23 protein-coding genes are annotated in these 25043 nt (G+C 68.2%); 11 read left to right on the top strand and 12 right to left on the bottom strand.

The genetic code is table 11. The features are described 5' to 3' along the window. The first annotated feature begins 278 nt into the window (after nt 1-278). A complete protein-coding gene (ada, locus tag ACX40P_RS10130; RefSeq protein WP_459126219.1) occupies nt 279-1307 on the top strand; it encodes a bifunctional DNA-binding transcriptional regulator/O6-methylguanine-DNA methyltransferase Ada in 1029 nt (342 codons plus the stop codon). Here the strand turns inward: ada and ACX40P_RS10135 are convergent. The 6 genes from ACX40P_RS10135 to ACX40P_RS10160 form a co-directional block, all read right to left on the bottom strand. Then, entirely contained in the window at nt 1304-2080 is a 777-nt protein-coding gene (locus ACX40P_RS10135) for a transglutaminase-like domain-containing protein (RefSeq protein ID WP_459126220.1), read from the bottom strand. The two genes, ada and ACX40P_RS10135, sit on opposite strands and share 4 nt — an antisense overlap. A gap of 49 nt (nt 2081-2129) precedes the next feature. Continuing rightward, the gene (locus ACX40P_RS10140) at nt 2130-3629 is read right to left on the bottom strand and encodes a S1C family serine protease (protein ID WP_459126221.1); all 1500 of its coding nucleotides are present in this window, start codon (nt 3627-3629) and stop codon (nt 2130-2132) included. A gap of 117 nt (nt 3630-3746) precedes the next feature. Beyond that, the gene (locus tag ACX40P_RS10145; RefSeq protein ID WP_459126222.1) at nt 3747-5045 is read right to left on the bottom strand and encodes a PepSY-associated TM helix domain-containing protein; all 1299 of its coding nucleotides are present in this window, start codon (nt 5043-5045) and stop codon (nt 3747-3749) included. Continuing rightward, nucleotides 5045-7042 (bottom strand): TonB-dependent receptor family protein, encoded by a 1998-nt coding sequence (locus ACX40P_RS10150; RefSeq protein WP_459126223.1) that lies wholly within the window; start codon nt 7040-7042, stop codon nt 5045-5047. Before ACX40P_RS10150 ends, ACX40P_RS10145 begins: the two co-directional genes overlap by 1 nt. A 78-nt stretch (nt 7043-7120) precedes the next feature. After that, nucleotides 7121-7543, bottom strand: coding sequence for a DUF2946 family protein (locus tag ACX40P_RS10155; RefSeq protein WP_459126224.1), 423 nt, complete (start codon nt 7541-7543; stop codon nt 7121-7123). A 209-nt stretch (nt 7544-7752) separates the two neighbouring features. Further along, the gene (locus tag ACX40P_RS10160; protein ID WP_459126225.1) at nt 7753-9921 is read right to left on the bottom strand and encodes a primosomal protein N'; all 2169 of its coding nucleotides are present in this window, start codon (nt 9919-9921) and stop codon (nt 7753-7755) included. Nucleotides 9922-9980: 59 nt separating this feature from the next. On the opposite strand from ACX40P_RS10160, the gene ACX40P_RS10165 reads away from it, so the two are divergent. The 9 genes from ACX40P_RS10165 (at nt 9981) to ACX40P_RS10205 (ending at nt 16689) form a co-directional block, all read left to right on the top strand. Then, nucleotides 9981-10499: a GNAT family N-acetyltransferase gene (locus ACX40P_RS10165; protein ID WP_459126226.1), complete on the top strand. Its 519-nt coding sequence runs from the start codon at nt 9981-9983 to the stop codon at nt 10497-10499. A gap of 8 nt (nt 10500-10507) precedes the next feature. Continuing rightward, nucleotides 10508-10951 (top strand): hypothetical protein, encoded by a 444-nt coding sequence (locus tag ACX40P_RS10170; protein ID WP_459126227.1) that lies wholly within the window; start codon nt 10508-10510, stop codon nt 10949-10951. A gap of 102 nt (nt 10952-11053) precedes the next feature. Next, nucleotides 11054-11476, top strand: a complete 423-nt coding sequence (locus tag ACX40P_RS10175; protein ID WP_459126228.1) for a glycine zipper 2TM domain-containing protein — start codon at nt 11054-11056, stop codon at nt 11474-11476. Nucleotides 11477-11572: 96 nt separating this feature from the next. Further along, entirely contained in the window at nt 11573-12175 is a 603-nt protein-coding gene (locus ACX40P_RS10180) for a glycoside hydrolase family 108 protein (protein ID WP_459126229.1), read from the top strand. Beyond that, entirely contained in the window at nt 12172-12582 is a 411-nt protein-coding gene (locus ACX40P_RS10185; protein ID WP_459126230.1) for a holin family protein, read from the top strand. Before ACX40P_RS10180 ends, ACX40P_RS10185 begins: the two co-directional genes overlap by 4 nt. Nucleotides 12583-12724: 142 nt before the next feature. Further along, nucleotides 12725-13276 carry an ATP-dependent protease subunit HslV gene (hslV, locus tag ACX40P_RS10190; RefSeq protein WP_459126231.1) on the top strand — a complete coding sequence of 184 codons (552 nt, stop codon included), beginning with the start codon at nt 12725-12727 and terminating at the stop codon, nt 13274-13276. 139 nt (nt 13277-13415) lie between these two features. Then, a complete protein-coding gene (gene hslU, locus ACX40P_RS10195) occupies nt 13416-14708 on the top strand; it encodes an ATP-dependent protease ATPase subunit HslU (RefSeq protein ID WP_459126232.1) in 1293 nt (430 codons plus the stop codon). Between the two features lie 86 nt (nt 14709-14794). After that, entirely contained in the window at nt 14795-15190 is a 396-nt protein-coding gene (locus ACX40P_RS10200) for a GFA family protein (protein ID WP_459126233.1), read from the top strand. Between the two features lie 89 nt (nt 15191-15279). Then, the gene (locus tag ACX40P_RS10205) at nt 15280-16689 is read left to right on the top strand and encodes a sugar porter family MFS transporter (RefSeq protein WP_459126234.1); all 1410 of its coding nucleotides are present in this window, start codon (nt 15280-15282) and stop codon (nt 16687-16689) included. Between the two features lie 3 nt (nt 16690-16692). Here the strand turns inward: ACX40P_RS10205 and ACX40P_RS10210 are convergent, their stop codons facing one another. The 4 genes from ACX40P_RS10210 to ACX40P_RS10225 all read right to left on the bottom strand — a co-directional run bounded on the left by ACX40P_RS10210 (nt 16693) and on the right by ACX40P_RS10225 (nt 19575). Continuing rightward, nucleotides 16693-17166: a GreA/GreB family elongation factor gene (locus tag ACX40P_RS10210; protein ID WP_459126235.1), complete on the bottom strand. Its 474-nt coding sequence runs from the start codon at nt 17164-17166 to the stop codon at nt 16693-16695. Between the two features lie 76 nt (nt 17167-17242). Continuing rightward, the gene (locus ACX40P_RS10215) at nt 17243-17719 is read right to left on the bottom strand and encodes a pyridoxamine 5'-phosphate oxidase family protein (RefSeq protein ID WP_459126236.1); all 477 of its coding nucleotides are present in this window, start codon (nt 17717-17719) and stop codon (nt 17243-17245) included. Between the two features lie 101 nt (nt 17720-17820). Continuing rightward, entirely contained in the window at nt 17821-18996 is a 1176-nt protein-coding gene (locus ACX40P_RS10220) for an acetyl-CoA C-acyltransferase (RefSeq protein ID WP_459126237.1), read from the bottom strand. Between the two features lie 123 nt (nt 18997-19119). After that, nucleotides 19120-19575, bottom strand: coding sequence for a MaoC family dehydratase (locus ACX40P_RS10225; RefSeq protein WP_459126238.1), 456 nt, complete (start codon nt 19573-19575; stop codon nt 19120-19122). A 98-nt stretch (nt 19576-19673) separates the two neighbouring features. Between ACX40P_RS10225 and ACX40P_RS10230 the strand changes: the two genes are divergently transcribed. Then, complete coding sequence (locus ACX40P_RS10230) at nt 19674-22634, top strand: L-glutamate gamma-semialdehyde dehydrogenase (protein ID WP_459126239.1); 2961 nt, start codon at nt 19674-19676, stop codon at nt 22632-22634. Between the two features lie 150 nt (nt 22635-22784). Here the strand turns inward: ACX40P_RS10230 and ACX40P_RS10235 are convergent, their stop codons facing one another. Both ACX40P_RS10235 and ACX40P_RS10240 read right to left on the bottom strand, forming a co-directional pair. After that, nucleotides 22785-24023: a mechanosensitive ion channel family protein gene (locus tag ACX40P_RS10235; RefSeq protein ID WP_459126240.1), complete on the bottom strand. Its 1239-nt coding sequence runs from the start codon at nt 24021-24023 to the stop codon at nt 22785-22787. A 4-nt stretch (nt 24024-24027) separates the two neighbouring features. After that, nucleotides 24028-24984 carry a DNA topoisomerase IB gene (locus ACX40P_RS10240; RefSeq protein ID WP_459126647.1) on the bottom strand — a complete coding sequence of 319 codons (957 nt, stop codon included), beginning with the start codon at nt 24982-24984 and terminating at the stop codon, nt 24028-24030. Nucleotides 24985-25043: the final 59 nt, after the last annotated feature.

Below are 25043 nucleotides of genomic sequence, written 5' to 3' on the forward strand. Positions count from 1 at the left end.
AGCGCGGCCAATCCAATCCCCCGGCGAGGGTCATATCGGCATCGACATTCAACCGGATCGTTGAGCGTGAACGTTGAGAAAAAAACACGTGCGTTTCCCCTCGTGAAACGGGCCTGAAGCTCAACCGATCGGTTGAGCTTTCCGAAGCCTGTTTTCTGGTAGCGGCACCGCGGCCTGTAGGACAGCGTCGGATGGCGGCGCAGGCCTCATTCCGAACTCCCTGCTTTGATCGCAAGCCGCGGGAAGCGTCGTGCGACGCCAGCGCCTATATCCGTTCCATGACACAGATCGACGACACCACCGCCTGGGCCGCCTTCGACGCGCGCGATCGTCGCTATGACGGACGCGTGATCGTCGCGGTGACGACCACGGGCATCTACTGCAAGCCGTCCTGCCCGGCGCGGCGACCGAAGCCCGAGCATGTCGAATTCTATCCGCACGCCGATGCCGCCCGCGCCGCGGGTTTCCGCGCCTGCCTGCGCTGCAAACCCGACGATGTCGCGCGCGACACGCTCGCCATCTCCGAAGCGACAAAGCTGCTCGACGCCGCCGATGGTCCCATTGGGCTCGACGACGTCGCCGCCCGGGTCGGCTACGCCCCGCATCACTTCCACCGCCTGTTCAAGCGTGCGACCGGGGTCACGCCTGCCGCCTATGCCCGAGCACTGAAGGCGCGGCGCGCCGCCGAAGCGCTCGATGGTGATGCCAGTGTGACGGCGGCGATCTATGACGCGGGCTATGCGGCGCCGAGCCGCTTCTATGCCGACGCGCCCGACCGGCTGGGGATGACGCCATCGGCATGGCGCCGGGGCGGTGCGGGCGTGACGATCCGCTATGCCGTCGCCGACACCAGCCTTGGCCCGTTGCTGATCGCGGGGACCGCTCGTGGCCTGTGCCGGGTCGCGTTCGACGAGGATGCCGTGAGCCTGTCGGCGCGGTTTCCGGCGGCCGACATCGTCGTGGGCGACGCGGATTTCGCCGCACTGGTGGCCGACGTGGTCGCCGCGGTGGAGGCGCCGGGCCGCGACATCGACCTGCCGATCGACGTGCGCGGCACCGCGTTTCAGGAGGCGGTGTGGCAGGCGCTGCGCGCGATTCCGCCGGGTGAAACCCGCAGCTATGCTCAGATCGCGGCCGCCACCGGATCTCCCGGCGCGGTTCGTGCGGTGGGCAGCGCGTGCGGCGCCAACACCGTTGCGGTGCTCATTCCCTGCCACCGGGTCACGAAGACCGGCGGGGCACTCGGCAACTATGCCTACGGCCCCGAGCGCAAGGCGGCGCTGCTGGCGCGCGAACAGAAAAGTTAAGCCGGCACCACGCTGACGCTCTGTTCACAGAATTGCGCGAAGCCGTAGCTGGTGAGGAACGCCACGTCGGCGGCGTCGCGGCCGACGCCGATCTTCGCCATGTCGCGCGCCACCGCCATGCCGGTCGGGTCGACCAAGTGCCATGCGCCGTCGAGGAACACCTCCGCCACCGCGTGGAAATCCTGTGGCTCGACGCCCAGTGCATAGACGCTGGCGATGCGCGCCGGGACGCCGCCGGCGCGCGCCAGCGTGATGAGCACATGCGCATAGTCGCGGCACACGCCTTTGCGCTGCACGAACGTCTCCAGCGCGGTCGTGCTCGCGGTGCTCGATCCCGGCGTGTAGGTGAAGTTCGCCTGAATCCAGTCGCGCATCGCCGCAATCTGCGCACCGCCGCCCAGTTCGCCCCATTCGGCGCGGACGAACTCCTCGAACTGGTCGGAGGGGCAGTAGCGTGAGGCCATCAGATACTGGATCGTCTCGCCGGGCAGCTTGTGGAACGGCACTGCGCGCAGGGTCGCGACATCGGGCAGCATCCGCGTTACCCGCACCGTCGCGGTGTAGTGGACGGTCAGCCGCCCGTTGACGCGGAGCCAGATACGCTCGCCGATCCCGTCCTGCGCATCCACCCGCGCGAAATGATCGACCGGGGAAATGTCGATCCACGCGTCCGTGACGTTTTGTTCGGGGATCAGCGCCGCTTCGATCTGAAGCAGCACGTCGCTCGGTTCGGCGAAGTCATAGGCGAGGCGGGCGTCGATACGGATCGTCATGCCGCGCGCAACGCCCGGTGTGCGCTTTGGTCCCGCGGGCGCGATAATTTCATCCGGCGGGCCGGCAGCTGTAGACCAGCTTCTCGTTCGGGACGGGGGGCAGGGCGGCGCGAACCGCGGCCTGCTGGCCGGCGAGGTTGGCGCGGGCGGCGCCGTCGTCGGTGCAGACCTTGACACCGACGCCGCCGCGCAGGCGACGCGCGTCGGCCATGCGCGCGGCGTCGAGGAAGTAGCGGGTGTTGGTATAGGTCTGCGTCGTCGGGCGATAGGCGAGCACGGACACGGTCGATTCGCCATCGGGCACCAGCACGCGCTCGTAGCCGCCGCGGCCGTCCTCGGCATATTGGGTGCGGCCGTTGATGCAGCCGTCGCCGCCCCAACTGATCCGCGTGTCGGTGGGCTGCGACACGGTCACGCGACTGCGCGCGGCATCGAAGCGGCAGAGCAGGGGCCCGGTCGCGGACTTCGTGGCGGTGGCGGCGGTGGCGTTGCCTTCCGGCACCGATGCCGCGTCGAACCCCGGCCGCAGCAGGAAGGTCGCAACCGCCGCGGCCATCAACACGCCGCCGCCCGCCGCCGCCCAGCGCCATCGCGGATCGCCGCGCCCGGTCAGCAGCCCCGCGCCGCCGAGCGCCAGTCCGCCGAGCACAAGCAGCAGCGCGGCACCCGCCATGTAGTTCTCGCGCCGCGTCTCGGCGTCCGCGCGCGCTTCGGCCAGTGCCGCCTCGCGCGCCGCCGTCGCCTTCGCCGCGGCTTCGCGTGCTGCGACGGCAGTGGCGTTCTGCGCGTCCTCGTCCGCTTGGCGGTCCGCCGCGAGGCGCTCGGCCATCGTCATGCACGGTGTGCCGACCGACGCCACCGGCTGCTTCGCCTCGCGCAGGAAGGCGAGCAGTTCGGTGTCGGCGATGGCGAGCGCGAAGCTGGCATCGCCGTCGTCGCCGCGGGTCAGCGCCGAGTTCACGCCCAGCACCCGCCCGCACATATCGAGCAGCGGCCCGCCCGAATTGCCGCGCGCGATGCTGGCGGTGTGGAGCAGCATGTCGGTGCCCGCCAGGCCGCGCCGGCCGGAGAACACCCCTTGCGACCGCACCGGCGATGTCGGCGCGATGAAGTCCGCCGCCGAACGCGCGGTCGCCAGATCGACGTTGCCGGGGTAACCGAGCGCCACCATCGCCTCGCCTTCGCTCACCGGACCGGCATAGATAGCGAGCGGTGACAGGCGCAGGCCGCTGACCTCGATCAGGGCGAGGTCGCGCTCGGTATCGACCGCGATCAGCCGGCCCTGCACCGACTTATCACCATCCGACGGCACCACGCCGATAACGACGTTGCCCGGATAGCGCGCCGCGAGTTCGACGACGTGCGCGTTGGTGACGATGCGCGTCGGCGACACGGCGAAGCCTGATCCGTGACCGAAGCCGACCACCTCGTCCTCGGCGACCGCGATCGTCACGATCCGCACCACCCCGCGCCCGGCGGCGGAGATGTCGTCGGCCCGCGCCGGCGCGGTGAGGGACAGGATCGCGAGCAGGGCGAGGATCAGGCGCATCGCCGAGCCGCCTACACGATCGCGCGGCGTGGGGGGAAGGGCGGTGGAACGACAAAGCGCCTGTCGTGCTCCCGTGCAGGCGGGAGCCCGGGGTTACGATTGAATCCGCTTGTTGCCCTAGGCTCCCGCCTGCGCGGGAACACGGCGCTTGTGGACGGCGGTCCTGCCCACCACTCGCTCCACAACCCACGCCGCGACCATCGTGAGGCCGGTCAGCGGAAAGACAACCCCCGCCACCGCCATGATCGCGACCAGCCCGGCGCCGCTGCGCGCGCGCGGCGCACTGATGCGACCGGCCGGGCGGCGCTTCCACCACATCACCGGGGCGCTGACGCACAGCAGCAGGCTGGCGATGCAGCCGCCCAGCATCACCATCCGGTTGGGCTCGCCATATTGCTGGCCCATGTGCACCGCCGCGGCCCACTCGACCGTGCGCGCACCGCTGCCGAAGTCGCCGAAGCGAGCGTTCTGGAGGACGCGCCCGTTGCCGGCGTCGACATAGACGACATGCGCGTCCTGCGCGCGGGTCAGCGTGGCGCTGACCAGATAGGGAGCGCCAGGCGCGGTCGGCATGGTCAGCGTGAAGGGCGCGGTCAGCCCGGCGCGCGCCGCGGCCGCAACGGCCGCGTCGGGGCCGATCTGCCCGTGGCCCGACATCGGCGGCGCCACCGCCTGCATCGACCAGGGCAGCGTCGCGGCCACGTCATGCCCGCGGTGCTCGCCGCCGGGGACGGGCGCGGCGGGGCGGTTGATGCCGTGTTCGGTCATCCAGCCCTGTACAGACTTCCCCCAGACCACGCTCCACGGCATCCCCGACACCGCGAGGAACAGCACGACCGCGCCCGCGATCAGTCCGGTCGAGGCGTGCAGGTCGCGCCAGAACATGCGTTTGGCTGGCGGTCCGCGGAGTGCGATCGCGCGGCCGCCCCGGCGCGGCCACCACAGGTAGAAGCCGGTCGCGACCAATATGATCGTCCAGCCGCCGACGATCTCGATCGCGGCGTTCCCGATCGGGCCGGTGATGGCGAGGCTGTGCAGGGTGCGGATCGTCGCGACAATCCCGCCGGCGCCGGTCGTGCCCAGCACGGCGCCGTTGTGCGGATCGACGAAGGCGGTGCGCTTCGCCCCGCCCGGCTGCACCAGCGTCATCCGCCAGCTCGCATCGGGCGGGGCGGGTTGCGTCACTTGTGTTACACGACCGCCGGTCGCGCGCTCGACGCGATCCGTCAGCGTCGCGATGGGCAATGTCTCGCCGGCCGGCGCGACGTGCATCCAGCGCGCGTACACCAGCTCCTCGATCTCACCCTTGTAGAGATAGAGCGCGCCGGTCGTCGCCAGCCAAGCGAGGAACGGCAGCACCAGCAGCCCCGCCCAGAAATGCCAGCGCCACACCGCGCGATACGGATCCTGCGCCATCAGTAGCGCGCCCGCACGCCGGCGTAGATCGCGCGTCGTTCGACCGGATAATAGATCGCCGACCCCGCAGTCGCGCGGGTGACCGCCGATATGTCGCCGATGGCGCGACGGCCGGTCAGATTGCGGGCGTCGACGAAGACGCTGACGCTCTCGGATATCTTCGCCCGCGCCCCGCCGCCAAACAGGACATAGCCCGGCGCTCGTACGCTGTTGGCGTAATCCGCCCAGGCACCCTGCGGTACCCACTCGATCGTCGGAGCCACGCTGAAGCCATCGGTGCCCACCCGCACCTCCCCCCGATACAGATGCCGCGCGACGACGGGCAGGCGGTTGTCGCCGAACTGCCGGTCGCCGCGAAACGCGAAGTCGTTCAGCTGATACGCCTGCCGCAGCCGCAGCCACGGCGCGAGGGTCAGGTCCAGCGACGCCTCGATCCCCTGATGCCGCGTGGATCGCGCGTTGAAGGTGGCGGCGGGCACGCCGACGCCTTGGTCAAACTGCAGCAGCTCGCCGCGGATGTCGGCGCGGTACAGCGTGACGTCCCACATTGCAGGCCCAATCGTGCCGCGCGTACCGATCTCCGCGGTCCACGCCCGCTGCGGATCGATCGCGACGAAGCCCGGCGTGACGACGCCGCCGACCGCGAACGGCGTCTGGTTCAGCTCGCTGAAGCCGGGTAGCTCGATCGAGCGACTGTAATTGGCATAGAACTGTAGGTCGGCGCGTGGCGTCAGCAACACGCCGAGTTTCGGCGACAGCGTGTCGAACGACGCCGCACCGCTCCGCGCCGGGGCGAGCCGGTTGGTCACGCGCCGCTCGCCATGCGTGTGCACCGCGCCCGCGATCAGCGACAACGTCGGCAACACCTCGGCGCGCAGTTCGCCATAGCTGTCGATCGTGTGCGCCTGCTGCCACGCCTCAGCCGTACGTGCACCGCGGCGGCCGGCGACGTTGACGAACTGCCTCGCGGCGACATGCCCGAATCGCGCGGTGCTGCCGAGTGCGACCGACACCGGGCCGCGCGACAGCTCGGCGCGGACGAAGGCGCCATAATCGGTCGATGCCTGATCGATAACCTGAAAGATCGGGTGATACAGCTGCTTGTCGTTCAGGAAGATGCCCACCGCGACCGTTCCCGCGCCGACATCGACCGTGGTGCGGTTCTGCAACCGGATCGAAGTGATGTTGCGCTGCTGGTCGCCGCTCACCGCGCTCGCCTGCGCCGCGGCCGGATCGCTCAGCGCCACCGCGCGGGTCAGGGCGCCGGGCAGGCGCTGGTCGAGGTCGGCGATGCTGGCATAGGTGCGGTTCTCGATGCTGTCCGCCAGCCGCAGCCCGACGTTGCCGTTGAACCGCAGCCCGCGTCGCCGCGCGTGCGCACGGTCGCCGTCGGACGTGTCGGCGGTCAGCGCCAGATAGGCGTCGCCGCGCGCCTCCGCGAACCCGGCTGCGACCTTGCCGCGCAGCGTGTCGAAGCTGCCGCCGTCGAGCCGCAAATCATATCCCCGCGCGCTGCGCCCGGTCGGCGTCGTCGCGTTGATCGCGCCGCCCAGCGTCGATCCGCCGAAGCGCAACGCGTTGCCGCCGCGATAGACGGCGATGCTCTCGAACACAGCGGGGTCGAATTCCTGAAAGTCGCCATTGTTGTCGGCGAGGTTGATCGGCACCCCGTCCTGCAACAGCATCAGCCCGCGCATGTGGAAACCGCGGCTGATACCGGAGCCGCGGATCGAAATCCTCACCTCCTGTCCGAAGCGCGGCTGCGTATAGACGCCGGGCGAGAAGGCGAGCGCATCGCGCAGCGAGACGGCCAGCGTGTCGGCGTAGTCGGATGCGGTGACGAGGTCGGCACCGCCGGGCGTCTTGGCGACATCGGTCTTCGGCGCCGCGCCGACAACGACGATCGGCACGCGCTCCTGCGGATCGTCCTCGGCAGAGGCGGGCAGGGAGAGCAGGGATAACGACGCGCCGACGACGGCGCGGGAGATAGGGAACATGGCAATACCTTCGACCGGCCGCGCGCATCGGCGCGGACCTTCGGGTGCAGGCGCCCGTCGTCACCGGCCGGGCGAACGTCAGCGGAGTCGAGGGTGAAGCGGTGGCCCGCGCAACGGTGGTCGCAGCCGGAGCAGCGCGCGCCGGACGCGAGGCCTGACCGGCAGCAGCGCCAGTATCGCCGCGAACGCGAGCGCGAGGACGAGCAGTGCCGGATCGACCCCGCCCAGCATGCCCGCCGACAGGCCGGCGAAGGCGCACGGCATATCGGGCTTCGCATCGCTCTTGCCGTGATCGCCGCCGGTATCATGATGCGCCATGCCCGGCATCGGCATCACCACCGTCTTCGGCGCGCTGCCCGAACAGATCGTCACGACTATCCGGCCATGATCGTTCGACACCATCCAGCCGCCGGGGACGAGCAGCTTCATCGCGAGCACGCACGCCAGCACCAGCGCCGTCAGGCGACCGTCGGTCAGGATCAGGCGACGCAGCGTCTGCACGGCCTCCGCATAGGCGCGGTCTGGTTAACAGTCACCTAGGACGGATTGTCTCAGCGGGGCGCCGGTGGGGCTTGTCCGCGCTTGACGCAATCCTTGTGTTCCCGCGCAGGCGGGAACCCAGGGTCAAGCAGTGCACGCCTGTATCGCTGATCGCCCTGGGCTCCCGCCTGCGCGGGAGCACGTTGCTCCAAGAACAGTCCGCCTGCCGTCTACAGGAAGTTATACGGGTCCACGTCCACCGCGACCCGCACCTTCGCACTCCATTCCAGCGCGCCCAGCCAGTCGCGGATCACGTCCTGCACGTCGAGACTGCGCTTGGCATGGACCAGCAGGCGGAAGCGGTGGCGGCCGCGCAGCATGGCGAGGGGGGCGGGGGCGGGGCCGAAGACGGCCATGCCCTCCACCTCCGGCGCGGCGCGGGCGATCATCCGAGCGGCGCTGTCCGCCGCACCCTTGTCCTCGCTCGACACCACGATCGCGGCGAAGCGGCCGAACGGCGGCGCATCGGCATCGCGGCGGCTCTCGGTTTCGGCGGCGTAGAACGCCTCGGCATCGCCCGAGACCAGCGCCTCCATCACTCGCGCGCCGGGTGCATGTGTCTGGATGAAGACATGGCCGGGCTTGGTGCCGCGCCCGGCGCGCCCGGCGACCTGCATGATCTGCTGGAACGTCCGTTCGGCGGCGCGCAGGTCACCGCCCTCCAGCCCCAGGTCGGCGTCGATCACCCCGACCAGCGTCAGGTTGGGAAAGTGATAGCCCTTTGTCACCAGCTGCGTGCCGACGACGATGTCGATCTCGCCCGCCTCCATCCGCCCGACGAACTCCGCCGCCTTGGCCGGCGACCAGATCGTGTCGCTGGTGACGATCGCGGTCTTCTTCTCCGGCCACAGCGCGGCGACCTCGTCGGCGATGCGCTCGACGCCGGGGCCGCAAGCGACCAGCGATTCCTCCTCCTCGCATTCCGGGCATTTGCGCGGGGTGGGGATCGCGTGGCCGCAGTGGTGGCAAGCGAGGCGGTGGATGAGGCGATGCTCGACCATCCATGCGGTGCAATTCGGGCATTGGAACCGATGGCCGCAGTGGCGGCACAAGGTGAGCGGCGCATAGCCGCGGCGGTTGAGGAACAGCAGCACCTGCTCCTCGCGGCCCAGCGTCTCGTCGATCGCCTTCACCAATTTCGGCGCGATCCAGCGGCCGCGCTCGGGCGGGTCGGCGATCAGGTCGATCGCCTCGATCGCGGGCATCTGCGCGGCGCCATAGCGGCCCGGCAGCTTCAGCTCGCGATACCGCCCCGCCTCGACCTGCGCGCGCGTCTCGATCGCGGGGGTGGCGCTCGCCAGCACCACCGGGCAGCCCTCGAACCGTCCGCGCATCACCGCGACGTCGCGGGCGTGATAGTGGACACCGTCCTCCTGCTTGAACGAAGTCTCATGCGCCTCGTCGACGACGATCAGGCCCAGTTTCGCATAGGGCAGGAACAGCGCGGAGCGGGCGCCGACCGTCACCTTCGCCTGACCGCTGGCGATCGCGCGCCACGCGCGGCGGCGTTGCGACGATCGCAGGCCCGAATGCCATGCGACCGGCTCGACGCCGAACCTCGCATGGAAGCGCTTCAGGAACGGTTCGGTCAGCGCGATCTCGGGCAGCAGGATCAACGCCTGCTCGCCGCGCCGGATCGTCTCGGCGACGCCTTCCAGATACACCTCGGTCTTGCCCGATCCGGTGACGCCGTCGAGCAGGAAGGGCTCGAACGCCCCCGCCGCCACCGCGCCCTGGATGATGCCGGCGGCATAGCCCTGATCGGCGGACAGTTCGGGCGCGCCGAAATCGGGGTCGGGTTCGGGAAAGGGCGCGTCGACATCCACCTCGACGCCCTCGATCGCACCGATCTTGATGAGGCCACGGATCACTGCGTCGCTCACATCGGCGATCGTCGCCAGTTCGCGCACCAGTCCCTGCCGGTCGCCGATGCGCTCCAGCGCCTGCTTGCGCTGCGCCGTCATCCGCTCCGGCACCACGCCGGTCGCGCGATATTCGACGACCAGCTTCTGCCCCTCCAGCGCCGACGACGACGGCATCGTCATGCGCAGCACGGCGGCCAGCGGCGCGAGGTAATAGTCCGCCGTCCACTCGACCAGCCGGCGCAAGGGCGCGGGGATCGGCGGCACGTCGGCCACGCCCATCAGATTGCGCAGCCGGTTGTCGCCCACATGCTCGGTCTTCAGCCGATCCTCTTCCCACACCACGCCGAGCAGCTGGCGCGGGCCCAGCGGTGCGACGACGATCGACCCCGGCTCGGCCGCCATGCCCTGCGGCACGCGATAGTCGAGCGGGCCGAGCGCGGAGTTCATCACGATGACGCGGGCGCGGGAGGACATGGGAGCCATATCGGGATTCGGCGCGACTCGCGAAAGCCCCCGCGATAGGAAGGTGCGCCATGATCATCCTCGAAACCGACCGCCTGATCCTGCGCCATATCGACGTGGCCGATGCGCCGTACGTCCTCGCGCTCCAGACCGATCCGGCGTTTATCGCCAACATCGGCGACCGTGGCATGCGGACGGTAGAGGATGCGGCGACCGCCATTACCGAGCGATATGCGACCGCCTATGCCAGCAACGGCTTCGGGATGCTGGCGGTGATCGAGCGGGCGAGCGGCGCGTGGGTCGGGACCGCCGGGCTGGTGCGGCGCGACGGGCTGGAGCATGTCGATATCGGCTATGCCCTGCTGCCCGCCGGGCGCGGGTGCGGCTATGCGTTTGAAGCCGCCCGCGCGGTGCTCGACTGGGCGGCGGCGCGCAGGATCGCGCCCGTCGTCGCGATCGTCAACGCCGACAACGCCCCGTCGATCTCGGTGCTGACGAAGCTCGGGCTCGTCGCCGACCGCCCAATCCGCCTGCCAGGCGCGCCGCACGACGTGATCCTCTATATTCCCAAGGACATGAAGCGCGGCTAGCGTAGCCCATGTTCATCGCCGCTCTCCTGCTCCAGACCGCCGCCGCGCCCGCCTGTCCCGCCACCCCTGCAGCCCTGCAGCCCGCGCTCGCTGGCTGGCTACAGAAGGGCGACGATCTCGCCACGATGAAGGCGGTCACCGTGCCGTCGATGGACCCGGCGACGGTGCGCCTGGCCGACATCCCCTATCCCGAGGCCAAGGGGCGGATGGCGCTGACCGGCGTCACCATCAAGACCGCCGCGACGTACGGCGTCGCGCTGGACCAGAAGGGGTGGCTCGACGTCTACCGCGCCGGCGATCGCACGCCGCTCGTCTCGGTCGCGCACGGCCATGGCCCCGACTGTTCGGGCATTCGCAAGATCGTCCGCTTCGCGCTGACGCCCGGTAGCTATCGCGTGGTGGCGAGCGGGCTGGACCGGCCGCAGGCGGTGATGATGCTGGTGCGGGAATAGTGTTCGCAGGACCGGGACGCAGTCGCCCTAAGAACACGTGACGCCAGCGCAACCTTCTCGGCCTCCGCGCATTGCATGGGGACAGTAGAGGAGACACTTCCCATGCGTACCCTGGCTCTTGCCGGCGTTGCCGCCGCAACGCTTCTCGCCGGTTGCTCGTCCTATGGCGACTACGGCCCAGATCCCCGTTATTCGGGCTATTCGCGCTACGACTACGATCGCCCCGATCCCAGCGTGAACGGCTATTACGCCGACCAATATTACGTCGACAATCGCCGCTATCGTGAGCGCCAGCTGTCGAACAACGATCGCGTCTATGTCGGCCGCGACGGACGCTATTATTGCCGCCGCAACGACGGCACGACCGGCCTGATCGTCGGCGGTCTGGCTGGTGGTGCGCTGGGTGCGGCGATCGCACCGGGCAATTCCGGCCTGCTGGGCGCTCTGCTCGGCGGTGCCGCGGGTGCGGCGCTGGGCCAATCGGCAGAACGCAGCAACGCCCGCAACAACGTGCGGTGCCGTTGATCTAAGCTGATTGGGACGGAGTGCCCGGCACTCCGTCCCACCTGTCCTACACGAACCGGTATGGTTATATGCGCTGCCCTCTAACAGGAGGGCAGCATGGACATCACCACACTCATCGACGACGTCATCGGCCGCGAGGGCGGCTATAGCGACCACCCCGCCGACCGCGGTGGTCCGACCCGCTGGGGGGTGACCGAACGCGTCGCTCGAGCCCATGGCTATTCGGGCGACATGCGCCAATTCCCGCGCGCGACCGCCGTTTCCATCTATCGCCGAATGTACTGGCTGCGCCCGTCGTACGACCGCATCGCCAATCACGCATCGCTGGTCGCCGCCGAACTGTTCGATACCGGCGTGAACATGGGACCGGCGGTCGCAACAGGCTTTCTGCAACGCGCGCTCAATGCGCTCAACCGCGGTCAGAGCGATTTCGCCGACGTCGCGCAGGACGGAAAGATCGGGCCGGCGACGCTCGCCGCGCTCACCGCCTATCTGAAGCGTCGCGCACCAGGTGGCGAGCCGGTGCTGTTGAAGGCGATCGAGGCGTTGCAGGGCGAACGCTACATCCATCTCGCCGAAACGCGGCCGGCGAACGAGGCTTTCCTGTATGGCTGGATCGCCAACCGGATCGGTTCGCCGAGACCCGCCGCACGTCTCAACTTTCTCGACATTCGCGCCGATGGGGAGGTCGCGGCATGAGCGTGCTCGACGGCATCATCGGCCCGGTCGCAAGCCTGCTCGACCGCATCATCCCGGACCCCAAGGCGCGCGACATGGCGAAGCTCGAACTGCTGAAGCTGGAGGGCGGTCAGGAGATGGAGCGGATCAAGGCGCAGATGGCGGCGGTGCTGGCGGAGGCACAGTCGGCCGACCCGTGGACCAGCCGGGCGCGCCCGTCCTTCCTCTATGTCATGTACGCGCTGCTGCTGTGGTCGATCCCGATGGGCCTGATCGCGGCGGTGCGGCCGGAGATGGCCGCTGGGATTGCGAAAGGCATGAACGCCTATCTCGCCGGCATCCCGGAGCCGCTCTACGCGCTCTTCGTTACCGGCTATCTCGGCTACACCGTGGCGCGGGCGTGGACGAAAGCCAAAGGCGTCGATTGAGGAGCGGGCGGCGAGCGATCTGCGCCAGCAGATCGCCGACTCGCCACGTCGGGCAGCGGAGCCGGCATCGCCGGCTTCGTCTGACGACGTGGCGTTGCCCCCGCCCTTGATAGCGGCGGGCGGCGCTCCCCATATGCGGCGCATGAGCAAAGATATGGTGTGGCACGGCACCACGATCCTCAGCGTGCGCAGGGGCGGCAAGGTCGTCATCATCGGTGACGGACAGGTCTCGCAGGGGCCGACCGTCATGAAACCCAATGCCCGCAAGGTGCGACCGCTGGGCGACGGCAAAGTCATCGCCGGGTTTGCTGGCGCGACTGCCGACGCCTTCACGCTGTTCGAGCGGCTGGAGGCAAAGCTGGAGCGGCATCAGGGCCAGCTGCTGCGCGCTGCGGTCGAGCTTGCCAAGGACTGGCGCACTGACAAGTTCCTGCGCAACCTGGAGGCGATGCTGATCGTCGCCGACAAGGATGTGACGTTGGTCGTCACCGGCAACGGCGACGTGCTGGAGCCCGAGGCCGGCATCGCCGCGATCGGATCGGGCGGTAACTTCGCGCTCGCCGCTGCCCGCGCGCTTACCGATTACGAGCCGGATGCCGAAACGCTGGCGAAGAAGGCGATGGGCATCGCCGCCGACCTGTGCGTCTACACCAACGATCGCACGACGATCGAGGTGCTGGAGAGCAGTTCTTAGCCCTCTCCCGTTTGCGGGAGAGGGTTGGGTGAGGGCCTGTTCTCCAGCGTCAGAGCCCTCACCGACTTCGACTAGGCAGCACGCTGCCAAGTCTCCGTACCTCTCCCGCAAGCGGGAGAGGGCATCAAAGAAGTGAAAGATGAACGACACCCTCACTCCCAAAGCCATCGTCGCCGCGCTCGACGCGCACATCATCGGACAGGCGGACGCGAAGCGCGCGGTCGCCGTGGCGATGCGCAACCGCTGGCGCCGACAGCAGCTGTCGCCGGACCTGCGCGACGAGGTCAGCCCGAAGAACATACTGATGATCGGCCCGACGGGGTGCGGCAAGACCGAGATCAGCCGCCGTCTCGCCAAGCTTGCCGACGCGCCGTTCGTGAAGGTGGAGGCGACCAAGTTCACCGAGGTCGGCTATGTCGGTCGCGACGTCGAGCAGATCGCGCGCGATCTGGTCGAGGAGGCGATCCGGCTGGAAAAGGAACGCCGCCGCGCCGCGGTGAAGGACAAGGCGGAGGCCGCGGCGATGACGCGGCTGCTCGATGCGCTGACCGGCAAGGACAGTTCGCAGGCGACGCGCGAAGCCTTCCGCCAGCGGCTGAACGAAGGCCATCTCGACGACAAGGAGATCGAGATCGAGCTGGAGGCGGCGCCGGCCACCCCGTTCGAGATCCCTGGTGGTGCGCCGCAGATGATAAACCTCGGCGAGATCATGAAGGGCTTCGGCGGGCCGCAATTGAAGCGCCGCAAGATGAACGTTCATTCCGCCTGGGCCAAGCTGGTCGAGGAGGAGGCCGACAAGCGGCTCGACCAGGACGAGGTCAGCCGCGTCGCGCTGGCGGATGCGGAGGCGAACGGCATCGTCTTCCTCGACGAGATCGACAAGATCGCGGTCAGCGACGTGCGCGGCGGATCGGTGAGCCGCGAGGGCGTGCAGCGCGACTTGCTGCCGCTGATCGAGGGCACGACGGTCGCCACCAAATACGGGCCGATGAAGACCGACCACATCCTCTTCATCGCCAGCGGTGCGTTCCATGTCGCCAAGCCGAGCGACCTGCTGCCCGAACTACAGGGGCGCCTGCCGATCCGCGTCGAGCTGAAGGGACTGAGCGAGGATGATTTCGTCGCGATCCTCAGCGATACGAAGGCGTCGCTGCCCGAGCAGTACAAGGCGCTGATCGCGACCGAAGGCGTCAGCGTCGATTTCACCCCCGACGGCATCCGCGCCGTCGCGCGCATCGCGGCGGAGGTGAATGCCGAGATCGAGAACATCGGCGCCCGCCGGTTGCAGACGGTCATGGAGAAGCTGCTGGAGGAGGTGAGCTTCAACGCCGAGGATCGGCCCGGCACGACCGTGACGGTCGATGCGGCCTATGTGGACTCGCAACTGGCCGGCATCGCGCGCAACACCGACTTGAGCCGTTACGTGTTGTAAGGCGGGGTGGGCGACCACCCCAGAGATAGACATGGGCTGAAGGAACATTTAAAGAACAACTCGACTCGTCTGGGGAGGTTGAAGCCATGCTGTCCGGCCAATGTCATTGCGGCGCGATCCGCTACGAAATGCCCGCCGACGTGCGCCATGCGCTATGTCATTGCGCCGACTGCCGCCGCGCGGCGGGGGCGCCGGCGGTGGCCTGGGCTCTGGCGCCGGCGGACGCCGTGACGATCACCGGCGAACCGCGCGTCTACGCCTCGTCCGAACATGGCCGCCGCCACTTCTGCGCCACCTGTGGGTCGGGCCTGTTCTACACCAACGAAGCGATCTTCCCCGGCATGATCGACGTCCAGACCGCGACGCTCGACGATCCCGATGCGATCCCATTGGAGGCGCATATCCAGGTCGCCGAGCGGATCGGCTGGATGGCGACCGCGCACGAGTTGCCGACCTTCGATCGCTATCCCGACTTCGCATGAACGTCGTGGCGGGCGGAGACCGGTTGTAACCCGGTAACGACCCTCTAAGCTGTCCTCCGAAGACCGAAGGGTCTGGGGGAGGGTGACGAATGACGACAACGGCCGGCGAGCGGGTGAATCTCGCCTTTATCGGGGCGATCGTGGCGGTGGCGACGATCGGCGGGTTCATGTTCGGCTATGATTCCGGCGTCATCAACGGGACGCAGGACGGGCTGGAGCGCGCGTTCGACCTGTCGAAGCTCGGCACCGGGCTGAACGTCGGTGCGATCCTGATCGGCTGCGCGATCGGCGCCTTCGTCGCCGGACGGCTGGCCGACCGCATCGGCCGACGCAGCGTGATGATGATCGCCGCGGTCCTTTTCCTGTTCTCCGCGTTCGCGGCCGGCGCGGCGTCCACCTCGATTGTCTTCATCCTCGCCCGTGTGGTCGGTGGCCTGGGCGTCGGCGCGGCGAGCGTGCTGTCGCCGGTCTATATCTCGGAGGTGACGCCGGCCGGCATCCGCGGCCGCCTGTCGAGCATCCAGCAGATCATGATTATCGCCGGCCTGACCGGCGCGTTCGTCGCCAACTACGTGCTGGCGCATTCGGCCGGCGGATCGACCGCGCCGCTGTGGCTCGGCTATCCGGCATGGCGCTGGATGTTCTGGATGCAGGCGATCCCCGCCGCGATCTACTTCATCGCTCTGACCTTCATCCCTGAAAGCCCGCGCTATCTGGTCGCCAAGGGTCGCGATGCGCAGGCGCAAGCGGTGATGACCCGGCTGTTCGGACCCGCCGAGGCCGCGCGCAAGGTTGCCGAGATCCGCGCCTCGCTCGCCGCCGATCATCACCGGCCGCGCCTGTCAGACCTGATCGATCGCGGCACCGGCCGCGTCCGCCCGCTGGTTTGGGCGGGCAACGGGCTGGCGGTCTTTCAGCAGCTCGTCGGCATCAATATCGTCTTCTACTACGGCGCGGTTCTGTGGCAGTCGGTTGGGTTCAGCGAGAACGACGCGCTGCTCATCAACATCCTGTCGGGGTCGCTCTCGATCCTCGCCTGCCTCGCCTGCCTGTTGCTGATCGACCGCGTCGGTCGCAAGCCGCTACTGCTGGTCGGATCGGCTGGCATGGCGGTAACGCTGGCGGTCATGGCCGCGTGCTTCTCCTCCGCCACGCTGGAGGGCGGCGCGCTGCGCATGACCGACAACGTCGGCACGATCGCGCTGGTGGCGGCCAACGCCTATGTCGTGTTCTTCAACCTCAGCTGGGGCCCGGTGATGTGGGTGATGCTGGGCGAGATGTTCCCGAACCAGATCCGCGGTTCCGCACTGGCTGTCGCCGGCTTCGCGCAGTGGATCGCGAACTTTGCGATCAGCGTGTCGTTCCCGGCGCTCGCCGCCGGCGTGGGCCTGCCGATCACCTACGGCTTCTATGCCGCGTCGGCGCTGCTGTCGTTCTTCTTCGTGCGCGCCATGGTCACCGAGACGCGGGGCCGCGAGCTGGAGGCGATGCCGGGTTAGCGCTCAGTCGTCGTCCGGCGCGGTTTCGGTCGCGACGATTTCGATCGCGTCGGGACGGTCGGCGAAGTCGACCGTCTCGCCCGGGCCCGCACCGATCAGTGCGCGAGCCAATGGAGCGGAGAAGGCGATGCGGTCGCTTGCCGCATCTGCCTCGTCTCCGCCGACGATCGTGATGACCCGCTCGCGCCCATCGAGGAGAAAGGTGACGCGCGATCCGATCGCGACTTCGTCGGCCGGCGGCGGCGGCGCGACCCGCGCGGTCGAACGACGCGTACCCCAGTAGCGGTGATCCCGCTTCAACGCGACGAGCGCGGTCGCATCGCTTTCACCTGCGATGGCGGCGTCGAGGTCCGCCAGCTTGCGTTCGATCAGGCGCAGCCCGCGCGGCGTGACGACATTCGGGCCCGGCGCGATCGGAATCTCGAATTTCGGCTCCAGATGCTCGTCATCGCTCTCGCGGCGAAAGGCCACACTCACGTCATGTCTCCAAAATGCAGGCGGGCGGCGGGTCTTGTCGATCCGCCGCCCGCCTTCGGTGTCTATTCGCGTCGTGTCAGAGCGCGACTTCGGCGTGGCTTCCCGATTCGCTCGGCTTGATCGTCTGGCCCGTCAGCATCTTGAACCGGCCGCCGATCGTCATGTCGCTCTCCCAGATTTCGGCACTATCCAGCTCGAAGCGAAGCATCAGCAGATTGGGATCCTGCCGCCCCTGCGGATACCAGGCCTCGACCTGCTTCGACCAGTATTTGTCCTTGATGTCCTCACGCGTCTCGTCGACCAGCGTACCGGCGAGGCAGGCGTAGAGATCATGCCCCTTGGACACGAACTGCGCCATCGCATGGCCGCCGGGTGCGACGCGATTGTCCTTGGTGGTGTAGAACCAGAATTCGCCGTTCGCGTCGGGATCGAGCTGCGCCGTCATCGGAATGCTGTGCTGCCCGCCGCCTTCCAGTCCGATCATCACGAACGGGCTGTCGGCCATCTTCTTCCACATGTCCTGCTTGATCGTCTCGTCGTCGCGCTCGGCCATCGTATCCGCTCCATCGGCAAAGGTGTCGGAAACGAAACGAGGGGGCGGGGGGAAGGTTGCGGCCGGGCTCCACGAACGCGCGGAGCCCGGCGCCGAACAAATTACAGCACCTCGAACAACCCTGCCGCGCCCATGCCGCCGCCGACGCACATCGTCACGACGACATACTTCGCACCGCGGCGTTTGCCCTCGATCAGCGCGTGGCCGGTGCAGCGAGCGCCGGTCATGCCATAGGGGTGGCCGACCGAGATCGAGCCGCCGTTGACGTTCAGCAGTTCCTCGGGAATGCCGAGCTTGTCCGCGCAGTACAGCACCTGCACCGCGAACGCCTCGTTCAGTTCCCACAGGCCGATGTCGTCCATCTTCAGGTTGAAGCGTTCGAGCAGCTTGGGGATCGCATAGACGGGGCCGATGCCCATCTCGTCGGGCTTGGTGCCAGCCACCGCCATGCCGACGTAGCGGCCGAGCGGGGTCAGCCCCTTCCTGGCGGCGACGGCCTCTTCCATCAGCACGCTGGCCGACGCGCCGTCCGACAGCTGCGACGCGTTGCCCGCCGTGATCGTCCCGCCCGGCAGCACGGGCTGGAGCGACTGCAACCCCTCCAGCGTGGTGTCGGCGCGGTTGCCCTCGTCCTTCGACAGGGTCACCTCCTTCGTCGAGACTTCCTTCGTTTCCTTGTTCAAGACATTCATCGTCGCGGTGACGGGGACGATCTCGTCATCGAACTTGCCGGCGGCCTGTGCGGCGGCGGTGCGCTGCTGCGACTGGAGCGCATAGGCGTCGGTGCGGTCGCGGCCGATGCCGTAGCGTTGCGCGACCACTTCGGCGGTCTGGAGCATCGGCATGTACACATCAGGCACCATCGCCAGCAGCTCTGGATCGGGGGCGAAGCGCATCTGCGGCGTCTGTACGAGCGAGATGCTCTCGACCCCACCACCGATCGCGACGTCCATATTGTCGATCACGATCTGCTTGGCGGCGGTGGCGATCGCCATCAGACCGGACGCGCACTGGCGGTCGAGCGACATGCCCGACACCGTCTGCGGCAGGCCGGCGCGCAGTAGCGAGGTGCGGGCGATGTTGCCGGCCTGATGCCCCTGCTGCAGCGCCGAGCCGAGGATCACGTCCTCCACCTCCGCGCCGTCGATCTTCGCCCGTTCGACCGCCGCCTTGATGGCGTGGCTGGCCAGCGTGGGGGAGGGCAGGTTGTTGAACGCGCCGCGATAGGCGCGGCCGATCGGGGTGCGGGCGGTGGAGACGATGACGGCAGAACGCATGCGGTTTCTTCCTTCTGCTCCCCTCCCTGGCAAGGGAGGGGCTGGGGTGTTGGTGGGGCTGGTCGATCGCATCCCGCGGGCCGACCCACCCCCGACCCCTCCCTTGCCAGGGAGGGGATGTTTCTAGACGAAAATCTGGCTGATCCATTCGGCGATGACCGCAGGCTTGTCCTCACCTTCGATCTCGATGGTGACTTCATTGGTCTGCTGCCACTGACCGGGCTTCTTCTCGACCAGTTCGAGCAGCTTGAATCGGCCGCGCACGCGCTTGCCGGAGCGGACCGGGCTCAGGAAGCGCACGCGGTTGGCGCCGTAGTTTACGGTCATGCGCACATCGGCAACGTCCGGCTGATCCGCCGTCGAGGCGAGCAGCGTCATCAGCGACAGCGTTAGGAACCCGTGCGCGATCGTGCCGCCGAACGGAGTCGCGGCGGCGCGGACGGGGTCGATGTGGATGAACTGATGATCCCCGGTCGCATCGGCGAAGCGATCGATCATCGCCTGGCTCACCTCGACCCAGTCGGAAACACTCTCCGACCCGACCTGCCGGCTGCGGTCCTGGATCGTAACGGATGTCACGGCATTCCCCTCGACAAGCCTTTGGCGCTACAGCGCGCCTATCCCCTAACCGGCTTGACGGCCCGCCTGCAAGCCCGCGCCCGACCGAGATTACGAAAATGGCCAACGACCCTACGGAAACCGCCCGCGCCACGATGAAGACGCTGCACCGTGCCGCCGAACCCGATGTTCTAAAGCCGCTGCTGGAGCGCGCGAAGCTGTCGCCCGAATCGCGCGGGCGGGTGGTCGGCCACGCCGCCGGCCTGATCGCCGACCTGCGGGCCGCGCAGACGAAGGGGTGGGTGAATCAGTTTCTGCAGCAGTACCGGCTGAACTCGTCCGAAGGCGTCGCGTTGCTCAGCCTAGCCGAGGCGTTCCTGCGCGTGCCGGATCCGGAGACGGCGGATCTGCTGATCTCGGACAAGATCGGCGACGCCGACTGGCGCGCGCATGCCGGCCAGTCGAGTTCGATGCTGGTCAATTCGGCGACCTGGGGTCTGGTCGTCGGTCGCGCGCTGGTAGGTGAGGGCGGCGGTGCGCTGAAGCGGCTGATGTCCCGCGCGGGCGAGCCGTTCGTTCGCCAGGCGGTGGGTGCCGCCATGAAGATGATGGGCGAGATCTTCGTGATGGGCCGCACCATCGACGAGGCGGCGAAGCGGATGCGCAAGCCCGAGAACCGCGGCTTCACCGCCAGCTTCGACATGCTGGGCGAGGCGGCACGGACGAAGGCGGACGCGCAGCGCTATTTCGACGCCTATGCCGACGCGATCCGAGCGATCGGCCGGGATGCGAAGGCGGGCCATTCGATTTCGGTGAAGCTGAGCGCGCTCCACCCGCGCTACGAGGTCGCGCAGGCCGATACCTGCGTGCCGGAACTCACCGCGATGACGCTCGAACTGGCGCGCGCCGCCGCCGCCGCCGGCATCGCCTTCACGGTCGATGCCGAGGAGAGCGAGCGGCTGGAGATGAGCCTCGACATCATCGGACGCGTCGCCGCCGATCCTTCGCTGAACGGCTGGGACGGTTTCGGCATGGCGGTGCAGGCCTATGGCAAGCGCGCGCGGCCGGTGATCGCCTGGGCCGACGACCGCGGGCGGCTGATGAACGTGCGGCTGGTCAAGGGCGCCTATTGGGACAGCGAGATCAAGCGCACGCAGATCGAGGGGCTGTCCGACTATCCGCTGTTCACGCGCAAGGCTGCGACCGACGTCAGCTATCTGGCGTGCGCGCGCGACATGCTGGACGCGAGGAACATCCGCCCGGCCTTCGCCAGCCACAATGCGCTGACCGTCGCGACCATCCTAGAATGGGCCGGCGATTCGCGTGACTTCGAGTTCCAGCGCCTGCACGGCATGGGCGAGGGGCTGTACGAGCGGCTGGTGCGCGAACAGGGCTATCACACCCGCATCTATGCGCCCGTCGGTGGGCACCGCGACCTGCTGGCCTATCTGGTCCGCCGGTTGCTCGAAAACGGCGCGAATTCGAGCTTCGTCCACCAGCTGGCCGACGAGGAACTGTCGGACGAGGAACTGCTCGCCGATCCGGTCGCAAAGATCGCCGCGGTGGGCGGCACGCGCCATCCGTCGATCGCGCTGCCGGTCGACCTGTTCGGCGGCTGGCGCAACAGCGCGGGCGTCGACCTTCAGGAGGCCGATATCCTCGCCGATACTGTGCACGGCGTGGACGCGGTCTCGTTGCCGCCCGCACCGGTGGCGGTCGATCCGGCCGACGCGGTGACGCGCGCCACGCGTGCCTTTCCCGACTGGTCGGCGACGCCGATCGAAGAGCGTGCGCGGGTGCTGGAGCGGCTCGCCGACCTGCTGGAGGAACATCGCACCGAATTGATGGGGCTGGCGGTGAAGGAGGCGTACAAATCGATCGCCGACGCGGTGGGCGAGGTGCGCGAGGCCGCCGATTTCTGTCGCTATTATGCGATGCGCGCGCGCGACGATCTGGCGACGATCACGCTGCCGGGGCCGACCGGCGAGCGCAACGAGATGCGGCTGGAGGGGCGCGGCGTCTGGGCGACGGTGGCGCCGTGGAACTTCCCGCTGGCGATCTTCCTCGGGCAATGCGCGGCGGCGCTGGTCACCGGCAACACCGTGGTCGCCAAGCCCGCGCCGCAGACGCCGCGCATCGCCGCCCGCGCGGTCGAACTGGCGCACGCGGCGGGTGTGCCGGTCGACGCGCTGATCCTGACGCCGGGCGGGCCGGAGGTCGGCGCGGCGCTGGTCGCCGATCCGCGAGTAGCGGGTGTCGCCTTCACGGGTTCGACTGCGACCGCCAAGCGGATCGCGCGCAGCCTGCTGGACGATGATGCAAGGCCGATCGTCCCGTTGATCGCGGAGACGGGCGGGATCAACGCGATGATCGTCGATTCGACCGCTTTGCCCGAACAGGTGGTCGCCGACGTGCTGACCTCGGCCTTCCGCTCGGCGGGTCAGCGCTGTTCGGCGCTGCGCCTGTTGCTGTTGCAAGAAGAGATCGCCGACGGCGTGATCGAGATGCTGTCGGGCGCGATGGACCTGCTGACCGTGGGTGACACACGCGATCCGCGCACCGATGTCGGCCCGGTGATCGACGGCGCGGCGTACGAGCGGCTTATGACCTACCGCGAGCAGGCACGCGCGCGCTGGGTGAAGACGATCGATACGCCGGCGGAGGGACATTTCGTGCCGCCGACGCTGATCCGCCTCGACGATCTCGACGCGTTGCAGACCGAATATTTCGGCCCCGTCCTCCACGTCGCGACCTGGGCGGCAGGCACGTTGGCCGAGACGGTCGCGCGGGTGAACGCCAAGGGCTACGGCCTGACGATGGGCCTGCACAGCCGTATCGCCCGCTCGGCCGAACTGGTCGAGGGCGCGGCGCGCGTCGGCAACCTCTATGTCAATCGGTCGATGATCGGCGCGGTCGTCGGCAGCCAGCCGTTCGGCGGCGAGGGGCTGTCGGGCACGGGGCCGAAGGCGGGCGGGCCGCATTACCTGCCGCGCTTCTGCGCGGAACGTGCGGTGTCGGTGGATACGACGAGCGCGGGCGGGAATGCGACGTTGCTGTCGCTGGATGAGGGCGGGATTTAGGGCGGAAATCACCTCCCCCCGTTCGTGCTGAGCTTGTCGAAGCACTGCTCTTTTCTTCGTGCCGGATCGAATTAGGCACGAACAAAGGGCAGCCCTTCTACAAGCTCAGCGCGAACGGAGTTGGTGGTGCGGCGGTCCCTCGCTGCTACGTCAGTCCTGATCGACCGCCGAACTCTCATCCCCACTCCCGCGCGTATTCTCCGCGCGGATGGGCTCCGAAATGGTGCCCGCACCGCTCCGCTCGCTGCTCGCCTTACGCGGATAGGGGTAGATCAGCCCCCCGTCGGGTGACGCGGTGAAGTCGGTCTGTGTCGGATAGGCGAGGTCGACACCCTCCTCGCCGAGCCTGCGGATGATGGCGAGACCGACGACGTGGCGCGCGTCGAACGCGTCCTGGAACGCCGGGCCGGGCGAATCGAACTCCACGTCGAAGTCGTAGGAGGAGGCGCCGAAGGTGGTGAAGCCCGAGCGCACGAATTTCATCCCGTGCTTTTCGACCACTTCCTTCATGATGCCGGGCAGCGCCTCCATCACATCGACCGCGGTCCATTGGACCAGGCCGAGCGTGAACTGGATGCGACGGTATTCGCGGCGGGTGTTGTTCAGGATCTCGTTGTCGAGCAGCTTCTTGTTGGCGATCACCTTCAGCTCGCCGGTGGCGCTGCGCACGCGGGTCGACTTCAGACCGATCGATTCGACCGTGCCCGACGAGTTGGAATAGGTGATCGCATCGCCGACCCGGAACGGCCGGTCGAAGATGATCGCGAGCGCGGCGAAGAGGTCGGCGAAGATGCCCTGCGCCGCCAGACCGATCGCGATGCCGCCGACGCCCAGACCGGCGACGAGGCCGGTGACGTTGACGCCCAGATTGTCGAGCACGACGATCAGCGCGATCGAGAACAGCGCGAAGGTGACGAGCACGCGGATCAGCCCGAACGCGCTGCCCAGCGTCGCGTGATCCTGACCGGTCATGCGGTGCTCGATCCCGCCGAGGATCAACTCGCGCGCCCACACCGCCGCCTGGAACACCGCGGCGATGGTGAAGAGGAAGGTGATGGTGGTGGTCAGCGCCGGCGGGGTTTCCGCATAGCCTTCCACCAGCTTCGCCGCGGTCATGACGATGAAGAAATTGCTGGTGCGTGCGATCGTTCGGCCGAAAACGCGACCCCAGCCGCCGACCCAAGTTGGCCGGTCGCACAGCTTGCGTCCCATCCGACGCGCGAACATCAGCGCGAAGGCGATGCCGGCTGCGATGCCGATGGCGATCAGGATCTGCAGCCAGTTGTCCTGCAACCAGACGGTGCCATCGGTCCACAGGCTGCGGACGTGGGCTTCGGCGACATCGCCGTTGATGACCGGCTTCGTGGCGGCCTTTGTCGTATTCGTCATGACATTACGCCGCGAGCTTCAGCTCGCGCTTCTCCTTCGTATCGCTGTCGAGCAGCGCGATCAGGCCGCGCTCGGTGCGGCTGAGGTGACGGGCGGCGCGCGGCAGCGGCCGGGCGCGCAGGGCGGACTGGTCGCCCGACTTGACGATATCGACCAGCATCGGGTGGACATAGGATTTGCGCGCGATCGCGGGCGTGTTGCCCAGCGCCTCGGTGACAGGCTCCAGCATCGTCTTGAGGCCGATGTCCTTGTCCGCGCCGACCAGCGTCTCGAACGCGAGCACGCTGGCGCCCCAGGTGCGAAAGTGTTTCGCGGTGAATTCGTCGGCCATGGCGGCGCGGATATACTCGTTCACGTCGCTCGACGAAACCGGGTGCGGCTCGCCCTCTTCATCCAGCCACTGGAACAGGTGCTGGCCAGGCAGGTCGTGGCAGGTGCGCACGAAGCGGCTGAGCGAGCGGTCGGTGACGGTCAGAACGCGCTCCTTGCCAGATTTGGCGCGGAATTTCAGCTTCAGCTTCGATCCCTCGACCTTGGCGTGGCGACACCGCAGTGTCGTCGCGCCGAAGCTCTTGTTGGCGCGCGCATAGCCCTCATTCCCCACGCGGACATGGCCCAGATCGAGCAGCCGGACGACCGCGGCGACGGCGCGTTCGCGGCTAAGCTTGCGTAAGCCCAGGTCCGCCTCGACCTGCGCCCGCAGCTTGGGCAGCTTGCGGCCGAAGGTCGCGCATCCCTCGTATTTGCTCAGCTCCTGCTTCGCACGGAAATCGAGGTGATAGCGGTACTGCTTGCGCCCCTTGTCGTCCCATCCGATCGCCTGGATGTGGCCGTTCGGCTTCGCGCAGAACCAGGCGTCGCGGTACGCGGGTGGCAGGCCGATAGCGTTCAGCCGGTCAATCTCTTCGCGATCGGTGATACGTTCGCCGTGCTCGTCGAAATAGCCCCAGCCATGCCGCATCTTCTTCCGGGTGATCCCAGGCTGGCTGTCATCGCAATAGACGATCCGGGTCACATACG

It is taken from the genome of Sphingomonas sp. RS2018 (genome assembly GCF_054489605.1).